This is a genomic window from Pseudomonas tehranensis, from assembly GCF_014268615.1.
GTDB lineage: Bacteria > Pseudomonadota > Gammaproteobacteria > Pseudomonadales > Pseudomonadaceae > Aquipseudomonas > Aquipseudomonas tehranensis.
On sequence record NZ_JABWQV010000096.1, the window covers coordinates 1 to 17279 of the forward strand.

General features: G+C 56.0%; 13 protein-coding genes and 1 pseudogene. 7 read left to right on the forward strand and 7 right to left on the reverse strand.

Going from position 1 to position 17279, the window contains the following annotated elements:
* Positions 1 to 302 precede the first annotated feature (302 nt).
* From HU811_RS15330 to HU811_RS15345, 4 genes are all read left to right on the forward strand, one after another.
* On the forward strand, positions 303 to 959 hold the full coding sequence (locus HU811_RS15330) for a DedA family protein (protein WP_186656757.1): 657 nt from the start codon (positions 303 to 305) through the stop codon (positions 957 to 959).
* A gap of 6 nt (positions 960 to 965) precedes the next feature.
* Positions 966 to 1778: a M90 family metallopeptidase gene (locus tag HU811_RS15335; RefSeq protein WP_092394668.1), complete on the forward strand. Its 813-nt coding sequence runs from the start codon at positions 966 to 968 to the stop codon at positions 1776 to 1778.
* 111 nt (positions 1779 to 1889) lie between these two features.
* The gene (gene ppa, locus HU811_RS15340; protein ID WP_047229468.1) at positions 1890 to 2417 is read left to right on the forward strand and encodes an inorganic diphosphatase; all 528 of its coding nucleotides are present in this window, start codon (positions 1890 to 1892) and stop codon (positions 2415 to 2417) included.
* Positions 2418 to 2612: 195 nt separating this feature from the next.
* On the forward strand, positions 2613 to 3344 hold the full coding sequence (locus HU811_RS15345) for a LexA family transcriptional regulator (RefSeq protein ID WP_186656759.1): 732 nt from the start codon (positions 2613 to 2615) through the stop codon (positions 3342 to 3344).
* Positions 3345 to 4591: 1247 nt separating this feature from the next.
* Here HU811_RS15345 and HU811_RS15350 read toward each other — a convergent pair.
* From HU811_RS15350 to HU811_RS15375, 6 genes are read right to left on the reverse strand one after another with little or no spacing between them, the layout of a single operon-like run.
* Complete coding sequence (locus HU811_RS15350) at positions 4592 to 5497, reverse strand: hypothetical protein (protein WP_186656761.1); 906 nt, start codon at positions 5495 to 5497, stop codon at positions 4592 to 4594.
* A complete protein-coding gene (locus tag HU811_RS15355; protein ID WP_202883616.1) occupies positions 5497 to 6525 on the reverse strand; it encodes a hypothetical protein in 1029 nt (342 codons plus the stop codon). The genes HU811_RS15350 and HU811_RS15355 overlap by 1 nt, the downstream gene beginning before the upstream one ends.
* Before the next feature lie 52 nt (positions 6526 to 6577).
* Positions 6578 to 7531, reverse strand: a complete 954-nt coding sequence (locus HU811_RS15360; protein WP_186656763.1) for a PD-(D/E)XK motif protein — start codon at positions 7529 to 7531, stop codon at positions 6578 to 6580.
* A complete protein-coding gene (locus HU811_RS15365; protein WP_186656765.1) occupies positions 7524 to 9848 on the reverse strand; it encodes a Z1 domain-containing protein in 2325 nt (774 codons plus the stop codon). The genes HU811_RS15360 and HU811_RS15365 overlap by 8 nt, the downstream gene beginning before the upstream one ends.
* On the reverse strand, positions 9848 to 11866 hold the full coding sequence (locus tag HU811_RS15370) for an ATP-binding protein (RefSeq protein ID WP_367616242.1): 2019 nt from the start codon (positions 11864 to 11866) through the stop codon (positions 9848 to 9850). Before HU811_RS15370 ends, HU811_RS15365 begins: the two co-directional genes overlap by 1 nt.
* Positions 11863 to 13527 (reverse strand): DNA cytosine methyltransferase, encoded by a 1665-nt coding sequence (locus tag HU811_RS15375; protein ID WP_186656767.1) that lies wholly within the window; start codon positions 13525 to 13527, stop codon positions 11863 to 11865. Before HU811_RS15375 ends, HU811_RS15370 begins: the two co-directional genes overlap by 4 nt.
* Before the next feature lie 467 nt (positions 13528 to 13994).
* Between HU811_RS15375 and HU811_RS15380 the strand changes: the two genes are divergently transcribed.
* From HU811_RS15380 to darG, 3 genes and pseudogenes are all read left to right on the forward strand, one after another.
* Positions 13995 to 14438, forward strand: coding sequence for a very short patch repair endonuclease (locus HU811_RS15380; RefSeq protein WP_437179491.1), 444 nt, complete (start codon positions 13995 to 13997; stop codon positions 14436 to 14438).
* A 292-nt stretch (positions 14439 to 14730) separates the two neighbouring features.
* Positions 14731 to 15097: pseudogene (locus tag HU811_RS15385) on the forward strand (restriction endonuclease); the annotation flags it as partial.
* An 18-nt stretch (positions 15098 to 15115) separates the two neighbouring features.
* The gene (darG, locus tag HU811_RS15390; RefSeq protein ID WP_186656770.1) at positions 15116 to 16204 is read left to right on the forward strand and encodes a type II toxin-antitoxin system antitoxin DNA ADP-ribosyl glycohydrolase DarG; all 1089 of its coding nucleotides are present in this window, start codon (positions 15116 to 15118) and stop codon (positions 16202 to 16204) included.
* Between the two features lie 192 nt (positions 16205 to 16396).
* Here the strand turns inward: darG and HU811_RS15395 are convergent, their stop codons facing one another.
* Positions 16397 to 16756 (reverse strand): DUF6124 family protein, encoded by a 360-nt coding sequence (locus HU811_RS15395; RefSeq protein WP_186656772.1) that lies wholly within the window; start codon positions 16754 to 16756, stop codon positions 16397 to 16399.
* Between the last annotated feature and the right edge of the window lie 523 nt (positions 16757 to 17279).

Below are 17279 nucleotides of genomic sequence, written 5' to 3' on the forward strand. Positions count from 1 at the left end.
TTATCCCCGCTGGGCTGCGCAGCAGCCCCAAAACCTGAGCACGCGGTGTATCAGATTGAGCGGGCCGGCTGATTCAGGGCCGCTTCGCGCCCCAACGGGAGCAAGCTCCCTCGCCACAAGAGCCTTTACCCAGCCACAACGCCACCGAAATCCCCCGCTACAAACTCACCACGCACCACCCCCTCCAGCCCGTATAATGCCGCTCTTCCCGGCTTGTAAGAAAAAGCTACATACCCTGTAGCCTTACTCGAAGCCCGACCCACAGGCCCCACCCAGTCAGGCCGCGACCACAGGTGCTTTGCATGGATTTCAACCCCCTCGACCTCATTCTGCATCTCGATGTGTACCTCGACCTGCTGGTGACCAACTACGGGCCGTGGATCTACGCCATCCTGTTCCTGGTGATCTTCTGCGAAACCGGCCTGGTGGTGATGCCCTTCCTGCCGGGCGACTCCCTGCTGTTCATCGCCGGTGCAGTCGCGGCCGGCGGCGGTATGGACCCGGTGCTACTCGGCGGCCTGCTGATGCTGGCGGCGATCCTCGGCGACAGCACCAACTACCTCGTTGGCCGCACGGCGGGGGAACGACTGTTCAGTAATCCGAACTCGAAAATCTTCCGCCGCGACTACCTGCAACAAACCCACGACTTCTACGACAAGCACGGCGGCAAAACCGTAACCCTGGCGCGCTTCCTGCCGATCCTGCGCACCTTTGCACCCTTCGTCGCAGGCGTTGCGAAAATGCCTTATCCGCGTTTCTTCGGTTTCAGCGTCTTCGGCACCGTCCTATGGGTCGGCGGCCTGGTCAGCCTCGGTTTCTTCTTCGGCAACGTGCCGTTCATCAAACAGAACCTGTCGCTGCTGGTGGTGGGCATCATCCTGTTGTCGCTGGTGCCGATGATCATCGGCGTGATCCGCAGCCGCCTAGCCCGGGGCAACTCGAAAACCCAACCGCGCTGATCGCCCATGTGGTCCCTGAGCGCCTGGCGCCGGCAACGCATCCTCGCCAAACACCCCGTCGCCGAGGAAACCTGGCAGCGGGTGCGTCACCAGTTGAGCTTTCTCGACGGCCTCAGCGCCAGCGAGGACCAATGGCTGCGCCAAGCGTGCGTCTTGTTCCTGCATGACAAACACCTGAGCGCCCTGCCCGGCGTCGAACTGCACCAGGAACAACGCCTGCTGCTCGCCGCCCAGGCCCAATTGCCGCTGATGCACCTGGGCGAACTCAACTGGTATCAGGGCTTCCACGAAATCGTGCTTTACCCCGACGACTTCCTCAGCCCCCAGCGCTACCGCGACGCCAGCGGCATCGAGCACGAATGGGACGGCGAACACAGCGGCGAAGCCTGGCCCCAGGGCCCGATCATCCTGGCCTGGGACGGCGTACTGGCCAGCGGTGGCTGGGACGGCTACAACCTGGTGATCCACGAACTGGCGCACAAACTCGACATGCTCAACGGCGACGCCAACGGCCTACCGCCGCTGCACGCCGACATGCGCGTCAGCGACTGGGCCGAGGCCATGCAACAGGCCTTCGACGACCTCAACCGCCAACTGGACCAAAACCCGGACGCCGACACCGTCATCGATCCCTACGCAGCGGAAAACCCGGCGGAGTTCTTCGCCGTCACCAGCGAATACTTCTTCAGCGCCCCAGACCTGCTGCACCAGGCGTACCCACGGGTCTATGACCAGCTCAAAGCGTTCTACCGCCAGGACCCATTGGCCCGGCTGCGGCAACTTCAAGCCGAAGATCCGGTCTATCAGGCGTCATACTAAGGTCTCTAAGACCCTTGTAACGTGGCATCGACGGCCGAATATGCCTATAATCGCCGCCACTTTTTGGTCAATCCGACCAGTCATTTGGTCAACTAACGGGGGCACCGCCCAATGAGCTACAGCAAGATTCCGGCTGGCAAAGACCTGCCGAACGACATCTACGTCGCGATCGAAATCCCGGCCAACCACGCCCCGATCAAATACGAAATCGACAAAGACAGCGATTGCCTGTTCGTTGACCGTTTCATGGCCACCCCAATGTTCTACCCGGCCAACTACGGTTTCATCCCCAACACCCTGGCCGACGACGGCGACCCCCTCGACGTGCTGGTCGTGACCCCTTACCCAGTCGCCCCAGGCTCGGTCATCCGCGCCCGTCCGGTCGGCATCCTGAACATGACCGACGACGGCGGCGGCGATGCCAAAGTCATCGCCGTACCGCACGACAAACTGTCGCAACTGTACGTCGACGTGAAGGAATACACCGACCTGCCAGCCCTGCTGATCCAGCAGATCGAACACTTCTTCGAGAACTACAAGGATCTCGAGAAAGGCAAGTGGGTCAAGATCGAAGGCTGGGCCGGTGCTGACGCCGCCCGCGAAGCGATCACCAAGTCGGTTGCCGCCTACAAAGGCTGAGACTGAAGTAAAGAAAAACCCCGGTTTGCACCGGGGTTTTTTTATGTCTTAATAATGATAAATACGAAGTTGTATTAATACCGTTTAAACCCGTTTAGCCTGCCCCTTTCAAATCCTGCAAACGGAAAGATCGTCTTATATATTTGCACGACATGTTTATTGCCGAAAACACAGTCGCCCCTAAACTTTCCGTTTATGAAAATACTTTCCAGTGGCGACCGCTTCAGAGCCCTTCTAAAAGAAGCGAATATCCGATCCGCCGACTTCGCGAAGTTATACGGCGTGAAATCCCAGCACATCAACAACTGGTTCAACCGTGGCATCCCGCCAGGACGCATCTACTCCATCGCCAGCCTGCTGACCGTCAGCCCGCAATGGCTCGCCACCGGCGAAGGCCCGCAGACCCCACTGGGCCTGGGCCCCGGCATCACCTATGAAGCCGCCGAAAACGATGGCGTCTACAGCGTGCAAGAAACCACGGACATCGAACTGCCCTTCTACAAGGAAGCCCCCATCGCCCCCGGCGAAACCAAAACCCACATCATCGAAATCCCCGACCAAACCATCCGCCTGCCCCGCAGCCACCTCGAAACCCTCGACATCAACCCCAACGACGCCATCTGCACCACCATGGTCGGCGACAGCATGGCCGAACGCATCGAAGACGGCTCCACCCTCGCCATCGACCGCGGCCTGACCCAAGTCGTCGACGGCCAAATCTACGCCCTCGAACACGACGGCATGCTGCGCATCAAATACCTGCACCGAGTCCCCGGCAACCGACTGCGCCTGCGCAGCCACAACAACACCGCCTACCCCGACGAAGTCTTCAGCATCGAACAGATCGAAGCGCAGAACATTAGAGTCATCGGCTGGGTCTTCTGGTGGTCCACCCTCAACAAACAACGACCGCCGGTGTTCGACTAACCCACCCGAACGGGCAGACAGACAAAGCTCCTTGTGCTGAGGAGCTTTGTGGTGAGGAGCTTTTGTGGCGAGGGAGCTTGCTCCCGCTGGACTGCGGTGTAGGAGCTGGCGAAGCCTGCGATCTTTTGTTCTTTCGCCCCTAACCCAATGATTCCACACCACTTACCACTTGGATTCCAAACAAAACCCGCGTACCCTCCGCCCCACATTTGCGAGCCCACACCTCGCACCGACAAGGCAGATCACTTTCTGACCAAGTCCCACAGCCGGCCGCAAGAGCCGGATGTACGTTTTGAAGGCTGGTGAGGTTTGTCAAAAACGAACTGAGTTAGTCAACGAGAAGCCGGCCATAAGCCGGCTTTTTAATGTCTGAAAGCCAAGAGTTGTAAGGGGTAATACAAAAGGCCATCTTTGACCCACACCGAAACGTTGGATTAGCTCCTCTCGGATCGGTTTCATCTGGTGCAGATGATCCTCCGTGTCGTCCGGCGTGCCAGCAAACGCCAAACAAGCCCTCAAACGTGCGGAAGTACGCCCTGACAACCTGATCCGAGCTACCGTGAATCAGATGGGCATTTTCGACTCGAAGATGCCGGCAAACGCAAGCTAATACGCTGCGAACCATCACGTCCATGGCACAGCGGCCAATTTGGCTGAGATCAAACATGTCGCTGAGCTGTTTCAGGGCTAGTACACACGGTGTACGCAGACGTCGGCGACTCCTCTAGCTATTTGAATCCACTCTACCTATCCCATGACCTAGATGTAGCGACGATGCGCCCCTGCCAACGTCTTCACAGCTCGATTCCATGCAATTTTCCTAGCCGCTCTTCAACCTCTATGGACTTACTCTTCAAAGCATTTGCTTTGGTTCCTTGATCATTGCCTCGCGGGTCGTAGTGAGGCGTCAAAATATCGCTATCTGCTTACTGTCCGGTTACTCGCTCGTCGACTAGAAACCGCATGGGTTTTCAAAAGCAGCCGCCCAGGTCAACCCTTCGAACCTACAAAATCAGTAAAAATCAACATCTGCACAATGGTGCGAGCATTGCGAAAAAATAAAAATGCGAGATCACCGTCCACAGTAAAATGGGTTATGCACAGCGACTTCAGTCACTACCCTGTAGCAAGAGAGGGATATTTCGATAACCCGACCTGACTATGCCAGACCTTACTCAGCTCTACGAAAGTCGAGAATCTTCGTCAGAGTCACTCCACATAACCCATTAACAAGCCAAACCATTGATTCACTCATTAGACGACATATTATACGTTATGACAGCCAGCAATATACTAGATATCCAGTACACACACCTATCATTGATAACTTCAAAAAGATCATCGGAATCTCTCAGCTTGTCCACTCTAAGATTATCCTTCCTACTTAAGTTGTGAACAAATCCATTCCGCAACGCAATAATAAAGCGCCCCACATTTTCATAGCGAATCGAGATCTCACAGTCGCGCAGCAATCCTTCTTCTCTAAGATCACCGCCAAGAATGCTTTTAACAACAGCGCACATCGCGGCGGCAGACTCTGCGGTTTGCCCAGAGAGATTAAAGTCAAAATCGACTGTAGTGCTGAGTATTTCATCACCCTCAAAAACGGTATTAATAAAGGTTTTAAAAAAACCTAACTCGTCTTTATCTTTCGAGTCACCAAAAAAGCTTTTTATTAGACCGTAGGTTTTCTTAAAATCCTCGGTCATGGATACATATATCAAGGGGAAGCAATACGAAACCCTTTCAAGCAATCTATAAATATATACAAAGGCGGACGTATGAGACCCACGCTTTTTATGAACACAAAAATGGAGCACTTCAAATAGAATCTCTCTATAGAACGCTTTATTTACAGATTTTTTCCTATAGATATATCGCGCAACGTCTTCCGAAACAATATTTTCGCCAACAAGCAGAGAAAACTCTTTACCCCATCTATTCCCAAAACTAGATAAGCTTGGCGAGAAATAATTCACCCTCTGCGGTATCTTAGCCCCATTTAATTTCACCGAGAGATTGCCGCTTAGAAGTCTAATCAACAACAAAATCTCAGGATCATTATGACCAGTGACAACCAATTCTACAGGCAGCCTCACCCTGACCGACTCTGGCAGAGCATCTGAAAGTTCAAATGGATCATAACGAGGCATCAGGAAGTGGACTCCGCGAAATACTCGGTCAACTCCTCCGCATCGTATTCAGAAAACTCAACAAAATTCTCGAAAAACTCCTTAGACAATTGCCGACGGTACTTGCCTAGGTTAACTTTAGAAGCATTGATCGCGTCAAATCCCTCCTCGAAAACGGCTATTACCTCTTCGAACCTATCCGGTTCCACTTCGGATACTTCTTCATATACTTTTTTTATTGCAACGCAAAAACCGATAAGATTATTGTTAACCTTAAACCACTTTTTTACTTCGCTATTCACACAAAGCTTATCTAACAACTTCAGCACATCTTCAAACTGGACTGATCCATCTGCAATGTCTGTATCTAGAACCCTACCGACTAAAATCTCATCCATTTTCTCATTAACAATTTTATTATTTTCATTATTGACATTGTTTGTCAGAAAGGCGAGGTAGGCATTCGATATATCTGAAAGGTTAAATGCACCCCTTGTAATTTTTTCTGAGCGCTCTTTTTCAGTTTGTACGCTAATATTATTTAAATCGGTAAAGTCAAACATCTCTTGCGTCAAAATTTCAACCTGATGCCGGGGAGTCATCGGTTTCTGGCCGTTATTTAAAGTAATCATCCTATATAGCAATTTATCTTGCGACGGCGATACTATTACATTCAAATGCAATGGCCTTTTCTTATCAAAACCTTCCATCTCAGATGCGCTCAATAGCGTATTCAGCCTTTGCAAACCATCTAGAATATAGCCCGAATCAATATTCTGATTCACAAAGCCCTCAAACACTTTACGATCGCTCAACTCCGTTTTACCTTTATCAACAAAGGCTATAGTAATGGGTGGCATCAAACACCCTTTTACAATATCTCGCTGCAACCGCTTATAAAATTTTTTATCTTGAAGTTTTCTCTGAGCATCAAATCTTGTCGTAAGTGGCAAAAGCTTTTCTAATGCGAACTCATAAGTTACTTTGCCAGTAGCCACAAAGCTTTCAATAACCTGATCACTTTCGGTATCAAATATTTTTACATTCATACTAGGCTCCCGGGTAAAGATTAAGCAAATTCTCAGATTGTGCGGTGACGCATTAGGCGGTTAGAAGAACTTCCTGAACTTGCGATACCTCGAGCGACGGCAGGCTGCCGACATTGACGCTGTACCTAATGCCTGTCACACCGAGTGGCGGGACGTAGTCATCTGGGAGCCTGGGGAAGTTGCCGGCAACTTCGAAGACATGGACATCGCGGAATGTAAACCGTAGGAGGGCGCCTGTCTGTCGTAGGCCCTCGTGCCAGCCGAGTTGTGCTAGGCGTGAATCGAAAACATCTAGCGCACGCCCATCGGATACCAACTTCTCACGAATTTCATCGACGCGGTCTGCCAGCGTTTCGTCGCCGCCAAGACTGCGCTCCAGCATGACGCTGACAAACAAGAGGCGCTTGCTGGCGGGTGCCTTCAGCTGATCGAAACGGGAGATTTCGTGCTTGGGTTCCGATCGCGTGGTGGTCTTCACTTCGACGTGGACACCCTGTCCGACGAAATCATGACGTTCACTTTCAGGGCCGCTCCAAAGGTGGCTGACGCGCGGGCCGATGGTCGGAAGCAGCACTTTGGACAGCACCCAGAGTTCTCCGAAAAGACCGATCTGCTCGGCCGCGCTCAGGTCAGGCGCGAGCGGGCGCAATGCCGCACGCATGTCGTCGATGATGCGTTCAACCGAGATAGCAGTATCGCGGCCTTCAATGTGGATAGCGTGGAGGACCTTGTTGCCTACCAACGTAAGCAGTTCTTCGTGGTGGCTGCGTGCGGAAACGTCCAGCCAAATCTGTCCGCTTTCCAGGATGCGGACCTGAAGGCTCTGCAGGTCCGGCGGCAGGTTTTGCGGGGCGACATCAATGGCTAGCAGCAGGTGCAGGCGTCCGTCGTTTGACACTCCGATCAGCGCTGCGTCCAGGTCTTCGGCCACCTGCTCGTAGATATCCTCGTGCGAAAGTCGCTGCTCGCGCAGACTTGCCCAGCGGTCTTGCGTGATCTCAACCATTGCGTACCCCACGGTTCACGACGAGCCGTTGTTCGCCGTCCGCAGTGCGGGGCAGCGAAAGCGCGAGGCCCAGCACTGCCTGTGTTGGCGCACGAAGCGGTTCGGGATCCAGGGGGTAGAGCAGGAGCAGGCCCTGCTGCGCGGGCCGGTCCTCGCGCATTGCCCGTGCATTGAAGCCTGAGCCAGAGCGGTAGTTCTCCGGTCCGCCATGCAGGTCGGCACCTTCATGGCGTGGATCGATCAGGATGCCGATCGACTCGTTGGCCTGCAACGAACGTCGAACAAGGCCGAAAGGCCTTCCACCCAGGAGCACCTGTCGTTCCCGCTGCGGGTTGGCTACGAACACGGTCCAGTTCGTCAGTTCTCCCGCTTCGGCTCGCTCCAGGATCCAGTCGGCAATCTCCGCGCCCTGAAATGCAATACTGTTCGGGTGCCCCTCATAACGCCTCAGGAACAGTGCGATGTCCTCGGCCGGCACATCGTGTGCTATGGCGCCGCCGTGTGCATCCTGTGTCGGGGGGTGCTGTCGTAGCAGGGCGGACGCCAAGTCCAAGTTTCGTTCCAGCAGTTCCCGGTCCAGCATGGGAAACAGGATCGTCTGCGGGTTTTCGCCAGACCATGACCGTGCATCATCCCTCTGCATCCTGCTCTTGTTCTTGCTGGTGAGCAGGAGCTTTGAATGGGCGCGCATCCGGATGGCCATCTGGTCAGGCCTGCGGCCGGCCTTGTTTAGTGCCGTGATGGAGTCACGCAGGGATTCTTCGACCAGCGCCAGCTCCACAAACCACTGAGCGATGCCTTCGGTTGTCCAGATGCGGATCAGGTCTTCATAGCCTGTCCTGAAACCATACCAGCGGGCCATCTGCAGCAGAGCGTCCGCCAGCGTTGTGGTGCGTAGGAAGTAGGCGATCGTCAGTCCCTCAAGCGTCAATCCACGCGACAGCCGATTGCCACCCACTGCAACGAGCTGCCGTCCAGGCTTGGCGTCGTATTCCAGTTCGTCGCCCGTCGTGCTATTGAGCACGACAACGACTAGGCGGGCCAGGTTCGTCACTGCCTCTTCCAGTAGAACCTCTTCGCTGCAAGGCAGATCTACCGGTCCCAGCCCCGCGAGCGTTGATCGGAACATCTGCTTGAGCACGCCGGGTTCGGCGTTCTCATGATGGAACCAGTTGCGGATCTGTTCCTCGATCGCCCCTCCAATGCGCAACTGGTCCTGCTGGAGATGGGATACGTGCACCAGCATCGTGTTCGGCTTACCCATCTGGCCGCGCTGCAGTCTGATGGCGCCGGCAAGCGCAAAGGTCAGGAGGGCATCGGCGAGCGACTGGGGAAGATCCAGCGGTCCCCGGGCAACAATCGCCTCGCCCCTTTTGCGCTGCTTCGGCTTCAAAGCCTTCACATCTGCCGCGTCTACAGGGCGTAGTACATCGCGGCCCTGCGAGCTGACGCCGAAAAGCTCTTCCGTTCCGGTGTAGCCATCCGGCCGCGGAAGCTGCACGACGAAGTCTTTGGGGAACAGGTCTTCGCCGACCTGGCTGTCACTGCCGTCTGGGTCGATGAGGATGTTGGCGAATGGCGTAGCCGTGTAGGCGATGTATGTGGCCCGCGGAATCTTTCTGAGAATGTCGCGAATCAGGGCGTTGGTCAGTGACGGGGCCGTGTCGTCATCCGGTTCGGTGTCTGTGTTGGTGTCGATACTAGGGTCGCGCCGATTTCCGCGTGTATTGATGGAGGCCTGATCGGCTTCGTCATCGATGAGAAGAACCGGTACATCAGCGAGCCGACCTTCGAGTTTGCCGAACCACTCGTTGAGCCGTTTCAGGATCGGCGTAATCTTCTTCGCGACGATTAGAACGGTACCGGTAGATGCGAATCCGTCGGCCACCTCTGGTTCACGAAAGTCTGAAGCCTCATCGGTCAGCGTGATCCAGTCGACGCCGGTCCCGGCCAGCTCCAGATCCAGGCGCTTCTGCGTCTGGTTTCGCAGTGAATCGTGAATGCCTGAAAGAACGATGATCAGGCGGTAGCCAACATCGGCTGCACGCGCTGCCACAGCCGTGAAGTTGGCGGTCTTGCCGGACTGAACGTAGCCGACGACCAGACCGCGGCACTGGAATTCCGGGCGATCTACAGGTGTGGTCTTCGAGATGATCCGCAGTGACTCTTCCGCGACCGACGCAATCTGGTGTGGCTTCCATTTGGGCTGGGCCCGCAGATAGGCTTCATGTCGGGACCAGTTGGTCCAGGTGGTGGCATCGGTCCACAGGGCCAGCCTGGGCTTCAGTGTAAGGGGAAGCGGAAGCCGGACCTGCATCAGGCCTTATCCGTCAGCTGGTCCTGGACACCGGCCGTCTCCAGTGCGCGAAGGAATTCAGACAGAGCGGTCTTGGCGTCGGCATCCTTGTCGATGAGCTGCACGAGCGTCACCAGCGTCGGCATCAGCGGGGTGACCTCGACTTCCTCCCCCTTGAACCCGGTCTTGCGGTGCCATGGCTTGTCGCCGCTGCTGACAAGGCGGATTGAAGTTCTGTCCTTCTTTGCAGCCGGGGCCGGAGCAGGTGCCGTCACGGGAGTACCTCCCGCTGCTGTCGTTGGAGGCAAGAAGCCGCCTGGCGCTGGAGTGCCGGCCGGCGACACCGTCTTGCCGCCTACTTTCGACGCCGGCGCAGGTTTTTCCTTCTTGTTGTACCGGAGGCGGGCCGCTGCGCGAGGGGTCTTGATCAGGTCTCCGAGGGGCTTGATGATCGCAAAGGGCAGGCGAATGAGCTGCTTGCTGATATCTACCTGCAGTTGCTCATCTGCCAGCCTGTCGAAGTCGACTGCGACACGAATCAGCTTGGTGTGCTCATCCTTGGCGAAGAGATCTTCCCAGCCGCCCCATTTGATGAGGCGGTCAAGTCGATAGAAGTAAAGGCCCTGAGCATCGTTTGCGCGGCCATTGAGGGTGTGGCGGTCGCGTTCGACGCGTTGTTCCAGCGGCGGCAGATCCTTGATGTATTCGTCGAACTCTGCCTCGTTTGGCGTGACGTATGCACGAACATAGAGGGCAGCCGTCTTGTCCGGAGAAGCGCCGGGAAGCTCGATGCGATGCTGGTCGTACTCTTTCGTCAGCGGGTGCCCCATGGGGTTGTTGGCACACAGAACGTCATCGTTCAGTCGGATGACGACCTTCTCGCGCCCGCGCGCCTTGCCTTCAAGGTACCGGTGGAAGACCAGTTCGAGGTGCGACTTGATGGCAGCGAGTTCCTGCGCGTAAGGAGAATCTGCCCTGCCTCTCGCAGGCTCCATCGAGGGGCGCATCTGCGTGAGCAGCACGGCCGTGCCCGTCTCGCCGATGTCCACTGCCGAGGCATGCTCGGGAGCTACCGGGTCGCTCAGAAGCGCCCAGCGGCGAGTCTTGGCAAGATGGTCCTTGTCCCAGGTGAGTGTCGTGCTTTCGTTCCCGGCAGCTTTCGATACGACCGTCAGTCGATCAGCCTGGGACCAGGCCGCCCCCTTCAGCCCATAGCCGAACTTGCCCAGATCGCCGTCGTCGTATTCACGCTGGTGCCCGATCTTCATGGCGTCGCGCAGACCCGATGGGGTCATACCCCTACCGTCGTCGCGAATGCACATCCACCGGCCGCCCGCATTGGGATTCGGGAAGGTGATGTCGATCTCCCGTGCGCCATGCGACAGGCTGTTGTCCACCAGATCGGCCACGGCGCTGGGCAGGCTGTGCCCGGCACGTGCCAGGATCTTGAAGAGGCCGAGCGGGTCCGGTGCGGCGTCATCGTCGTCGCGGTAGTTGTCGGTTTCTTTTTGTGACGTCACGGACACTGTTTCTGCCTCCTTGAATAGCTGCGGGAAGTGATCCGAGAGCACTGCCTGGCAGTGCTGGCCTTCCTCACCGTACAGCGCAATCATTGCGGATTTGCCGAGCTGGGCACTCTCTCCATGGCACAGGATCGAAGAGCGGGCTGGGTGGTCTGCCGGGATGACAACCCAGGATGCATTGGCCGGGGTGCTCGAGGCGTCAACTACCATCGCGAACAGGACGCCTGGGTCGACGAAACTGTAGAAGGAGCTTTTCGGGCAATCGCCTTCGAATCTCCAATTTTTGTGCTGCCGCTTGAGCCATGAAGCAATCTCAACCACGGTACCTTCGTCTTCGAGACGACGGCAGGTGATTGCGATGGTGTCCGGGTTCTCTGCTGAAGGAAAAACCTTGCCGACGACGTCCCAATCGAAGTTGATGGAACGCTGTTTGGCGCGTTCTTTCCCCTGGCGGCGGTACTCATGAAACATGCCGAGTTCGGAATGAGTAAGCAGTCGGAGAATAGTGAACTTCACTTCCCGCCCTCTGTCGTCTTGATTTGTGATTGCTCCAAATCGAACAATGCCACACGCATGTCCTGTGTCTCCGGTGCCCCCAGGCATTCCCGCATCCCACGAGCGATAGCATAGGCGAATAGTGGTGGCACGGCGTTGCCAATCTGCTTGAATGCCGGGTTCATCGATCCTTTGAAAACGAAGCCGTCAGGGAATGACTGGAGCCGCGCAGCCTCACGGACGGTGATGGTGCGTGCCTGTTTCGAGTCGAAGTGGATGTGGGAGTAAGAGTCCTTGCCGAGGTGCGCCATCAGCGTACGTACAGGGGCATCGGGGCGGAGCTTCCACCACTTGTTCGGAAACTTTCCCGGGTCATACGGGATGCGCCAGGACGTAATGTATGTGCTGACGTCTGCGTGTCTCGGGTCGGTGGGCAAACCGAGTCTCCTGCGGTCGGCAAGCCAGTTCGCAATTTTCTGCTCTACATAGGCATGCACCTGCGGGTACTCCCAGCCAGGCTGAATCTCGGCGAAGATCTTGTAGTCGCGCGGCAGATACCGAAAAACATGGCCAGTCGTAGACTTGGTCGTAAATCCGTGCCACTCCCGCATCAAGCGCGAATAGGCAGTCGACGGCTTTTTTGCTGTGTACTCGACAGGTTCTGACGGGTCTTTCGCCCCGCGACGAATGGCACCCGAGCGAAGCATTTCTTCTGCGTACAGGTGCGGCAGATCTGCCAGCGCATCAGAGGCCGATGTGGCCGCAGGAGAGTCGGGAGCTGGATCGGGAATCCAGCGGTGGTGCGCAGAGCCTTCGGCTTTGATAACTCGCCTCGCAGCATTCTTGGAACTGGTGTAGCCGGATGGCAGAACCAAGTGGTGCGTTGGCACCGGAAATTTTGGCTTGATGCCGGTCGAACGATGGAAGCCTACCAGAATCATGCGTTCCCGCATCTGCGGAACGCCGTACCAGACGGAATTCAGCAGTGTGTACGCTACGTCGTAGCCTTCTTCGGCTAGGCTTTTGGAAACGAGCTCGGCAACATTGGTGCCGCCATGGTTGAGGATGTCTGGCACGTTCTCCATCAGCAGCGCAACAGGCTTTGTCGCCCGGATGAATGCGACGTAGCGCTCCCACAGGCTGACCCGCCCATCCACCAGGAAGGCTTCGTCTGCGGTCACCTCTTCGCGCAGCCGGGCCTGCTCGCGGAGCTTAGCCCGGCCTACACGGGCGAACGCCTGACAGGGTGGCCCGCCGACGAGGACATCGATCTGATGGTCCGTGGCGCCCTGCAGTCCGAGATCGCCGAAGACGGTTTCTGCGGTTTCGGCTACCGCGTCGCGCGGGGCGTGGTGCGCTTCCTTGTCCCCTCCGACCGAGCGCGAGCCGAAGTTGGCTCCGTGCGACTTCGCAGCCCACGGGTCCATTTCGATCGATGCGACCGGTGTAAATCCGGCGGTCAGGAAGCCAAGGGATATGCCGCCACAGCCTGCGAACATGTCCATGTAGCGGATTTCGCCGCCTTCCTGAATACGCTGCAGCTTGCTGCGGATCAGCTCGTCGTCTGAGGTAGAGGCGCGGGTATTATTACCAGTCGAGGGGGACAGGTCTGCAGCCGAGATAATGGGCTCTTCGTAGGTATTGCTGGGCTGCGATTTGCGCAGCTCGGTTTGGATGGACATCCGGTATCTCTCATAGGGAACATGCGCCAAGACCACCTGCACGGAGCGCAGAAGGGCGGCCGCTCAGGCCTGCTCATACCACGCGGCGCAGCCCGGTTTGACGAATCGTCAACCGGGCGCCAAATGCTACATCGTGTCAGAGTGTAATGAAAATGCCGCGAGGTGTCGCCTGCGCAGGTTGCGTGAACCTTCATAACTTAGCCAGCCTCAACCGTCGAAAGAATGCCCTTAGCCTCAAGGTTTCACGGACAAAGGGGTCCGTCTCGACCTAAACGACGATATCTAATGCTTACCATTGCCTGATGGGGCAAAGCCTTCGCCCAGCCCCCGGGACCTACGAAGAAATCCACGATTTGAATTGGCTCGCAAAGCGGAAAGTTTTTCCCAAGGAGCTATCCTGCGACAGGGGCAAGCTCATCTGGGGGTTGTTCATGGACATAGTCAGCAGAGAAGTCAGGTCTCGAATGATGGCGGGCATCCGCGGCAGCGATACATTGCCAGAGATGAAGGTCAGGAAGCTGCTTCATCGGCAAGGCTTCAGGTATCGCCTGCATCAGCGAGATCTTCCAGGCAAACCCGATGTCGTACTCCCTCGTCACCGTGTCTGCATCTTCGTTCATGGTTGCTTCTGGCACAGGCATCCAGGCTGCAGATACGCCACGATCCCAAAGACCCGTGAGGACTTTTGGCAGACAAAATTCGATCAGAACGTGAAGCGTGACATCAGGAACAGAGATGAACTGCTCAGCTCAGGCTGGCGAGTGATCGAGCTCTGGGAGTGCGGAATACGCGGACCGGAAGGGGGGATGAACTGGCTTCTGGAAACGATCCCGGATTGCACCCAAAAATACGTCTCCTGGCCCAATTTCTCCGACCTGCTCGTCCCCAGCGATCAGCTCACAGTAATCTGAGCCTGCCGGCTTTCAGCACTCGATTTCCAAGCACTCCAAAAGACTCTTCAAAGCAGTCTGGCGCGGGTGGCGCGCAACGATCAACAGCAACTCTTCACCAGCCATGGTTAACGTTTTCACGGCCGTTTGCTTGATAGGGTCAATCCCGACGATTTAAAGGGGGTAGAGCTCAAATTGCACCGTCCATCGGAATCCAGATCAAGCAGCGTTCCAACTGGTATGCCAAGCAAGTTGACCAATAAACTATTAACCAGAAAAAACAGATAGATACCGACTTGTTTCAAATTACCCCGGCGCCAGCCGCAATGACCTACAGAGGGTCGGGACTCTGGCGATGCCGGCATCGACGGCATTATCTCGCTCGATAAGTTGGGACTCGAGAAGGTTTACGTGCAAGCCAAGCGGTGGCAAAACACAGTGGGCCGCCCTGAGCTGCAGGCGTTCTACGGTGCGCTCGCCGGCAAAAAGCCAAACGCGGCGTTTCCATCACAACATCTGGTTTCACCGATCATGCGATCGACTTCGCTAAATCGGTAGAAGGTATCGTGTTGGTGGACGGCATGCGGCTGGTGCACCTGATGATGGATCACGAGGTGGGCGTTACATCACGACTCTTGCGGCTGCCAACGTTGGGTCGCCATTATTTCGGTGAAGAATGAGCTGCCTAGGTATTTCCAATGATCCGATTCACCCAAGGCAACCTCCTGGAAGCCAAAACCGAAGCCCTGGTCAACACGGTGAATACCGTGGGCGTGATGGGTAAAGGTATCGCGCTGATGTTCAAGGAGCGCTTCGCCGAGAATTATCACCTGTACTCGGCTGCCTGCAAGGCTCACGAAGTGGAGACAGGCAAGGTTCACGTGACGGCAGTCAACGAGCTGGAGGGTCCGCGCTGGATCGTGAACTTCCCGACCAAACGTCACTGGCGTTCTCCTTCGCAAATGGCATGGATAACCGAAGGTTTGCACGACCTACGTCGCTTCCTGATCGAAAACGATGTGAAGTCCGTCGCGGTTCCACCGCTAGGGGCTGGCAACGGTGGTTTGAAGTGGCCAGAGGTTCGCGAGCAGATTGTTGAAGTCTTGAGCGATCTGGATGTCGACGTGCTGGTGTTCGAGCCTTCTAACCAATATCTGAACGTCGCCAAGCGTAACGGTGTGGAAAAGCTCACGCCGGCTCGCGCACTGATTGCCGAACTGGTTCGTCGCTACTGGGTTCTGGGTATGGAATGCAGCCTGCTTGAGGTTCAGAAGCTGGCTTGGTTTCTTGAGCGCGCCATCGAAAAGCTGCCAAACACCGAAAACCCTCTAAATCTTCAGTTCGTCGCCCATAAGTACGGGCCGTATGCCAACCGGTTGGAGCATCTACTCAACAATCTGGACGGCAGTTATCTGCATTGCGACAAGCGCATCAGTGATGCGGGTATCAGCGATGTGATCTGGTTTGACGAAGGGCGCAAAGCGTTCCTACAGACTTATCTCCAAACAGAAGCCAAGGAATACACCCAGGCCTTGGAGCGTACCGCCGAGTTGATCGATGGCTTTGAGTCGCCTTTCGGCATGGAGTTGTTGGCGACGGTTGATTGGTTGCTGAGCCAGGATGGGATTTCCCCGACGGTTCCTGCCGTGCGCGAGGCGTTGAAGCATTGGGATGGCGGAGCGGGTGCTGCGGCTCGCAAAAGCAAGCTGTTCGATGATCAGGCGCTTGATATCGCGCTGAAGCGGCTGACTTCCAGTAGCTTCAGGCCCGAGGTGGCGACCTGTTAGGGGTAACGCGTGACTTGGACAATTATCCAACAGGTTGTTGGACAATCTCAGCGTCCATCGCCTCGATGACGTTCCGCAATTATGCAAGTATCTCTTGCACAATTAGAGCTCATCGCTTCGAGGACTCTCGAATACAAAAAGGTCTTGCCGAGCAAGACCTTTTTTCATACCTGGGGTAAGCGCGGCCCCTTGTTACCTCACCTCAACAATATCCAAAGCCCGATTCGCCAACAGCTCACTCAACTCAATCACCTGCAAAATCCCCATCGCAACACGCCGTCGCGATCCCTCAAGATCAAACGCCAAATCACTGATCATGGCATTCGCCGAAGCCAGGTTTTCACTGAGACTGGCAAGCAGACATTCCGAATCAACATCAGGCGCGATACGAAAGATGCTGCTGGGATTGTCAGACGTTTCTTTCTTCGGCGTAGGCTTCAGATAAAAATCCAAAGCGCGGGTAGCAGCATCATCAAGCTTCTTGTCACGAGCAGACTGAACACGAGACACGGTTTCGTCTGTAACTGGCGGGTTCGGTGTAATTTTGACCATGGTAAAGCTCCTAGAGTCTGTCGGGAGCCACCACCATTCGCTGCGAAACGAAGTTGGGGTGGCAGCTGTACGCGGGTTCGCAGACCGGGACTCTAGGGACCGGCAGACCCGAAGGTCTCCCACGCACAGCCACCTCTGACGAAATCACAGACATGGGCGATCTGCTTTCGAAGGTGACGTTGTGCGCCTATAGAGTCCGGGCTGCGAAACCCGATCACTGATGAGCAGTGACGGATTCAAATTACCGACGAGACCCAAGGCGCACAAGCCGGCGGATTCTGGCGTAGTTGTAGGCAATGGCGCAAGGCGGTGTCGGGTGGGTGTTGGGGTTGCGTCGAGCTGCCGATTGGTCTGTAGGTTGCTGATCTACTTGGCTGATAGCCACCATCGCGAGCAGGCTCGCTCCCACAGAGGAACGTGTATGCATATGTCGCTGCTGGCGACATGACGACAGAACGTGTCGCCGAAATCGAAAAATGGCGACACGTCAGGCGTTTCAAAAAATAGGGTTGGCGGGAGCGCG

Bases quoted from the DNA above. Each gene is read 5' to 3' on its own strand.
- HU811_RS15330 (WP_186656757.1), top strand. From the start codon at position 303: ATGGATTTCAACCCCCTCGACCTCATTCTGCATCTCGATGTGTACCTC.
- HU811_RS15335 (WP_092394668.1), top strand. From the start codon at position 966: ATGTGGTCCCTGAGCGCCTGGCGCCGGCAACGCATCCTCGCCAAACAC.
- ppa (WP_047229468.1), top strand. From the start codon at position 1,890: ATGAGCTACAGCAAGATTCCGGCTGGCAAAGACCTGCCGAACGACATC.
- HU811_RS15345 (WP_186656759.1), top strand. From the start codon at position 2,613: ATGAAAATACTTTCCAGTGGCGACCGCTTCAGAGCCCTTCTAAAAGAA.
- HU811_RS15350 (WP_186656761.1), bottom strand. From the start codon at position 5,497: ATGCCTCGTTATGATCCATTTGAACTTTCAGATGCTCTGCCAGAGTCG.
- HU811_RS15355 (WP_202883616.1), bottom strand. From the start codon at position 6,525: ATGAATGTAAAAATATTTGATACCGAAAGTGATCAGGTTATTGAAAGC.
- HU811_RS15360 (WP_186656763.1), bottom strand. From the start codon at position 7,531: ATGGTTGAGATCACGCAAGACCGCTGGGCAAGTCTGCGCGAGCAGCGA.
- HU811_RS15365 (WP_186656765.1), bottom strand. From the start codon at position 9,848: ATGCAGGTCCGGCTTCCGCTTCCCCTTACACTGAAGCCCAGGCTGGCC.
- HU811_RS15375 (WP_186656767.1), bottom strand. From the start codon at position 13,527: ATGTCCATCCAAACCGAGCTGCGCAAATCGCAGCCCAGCAATACCTAC.
- HU811_RS15380 (WP_437179491.1), top strand. From the start codon at position 13,995: ATGGCGGGCATCCGCGGCAGCGATACATTGCCAGAGATGAAGGTCAGG.
- darG (WP_186656770.1), top strand. From the start codon at position 15,116: ATGATCCGATTCACCCAAGGCAACCTCCTGGAAGCCAAAACCGAAGCC.
- HU811_RS15395 (WP_186656772.1), bottom strand. From the start codon at position 16,756: ATGGTCAAAATTACACCGAACCCGCCAGTTACAGACGAAACCGTGTCT.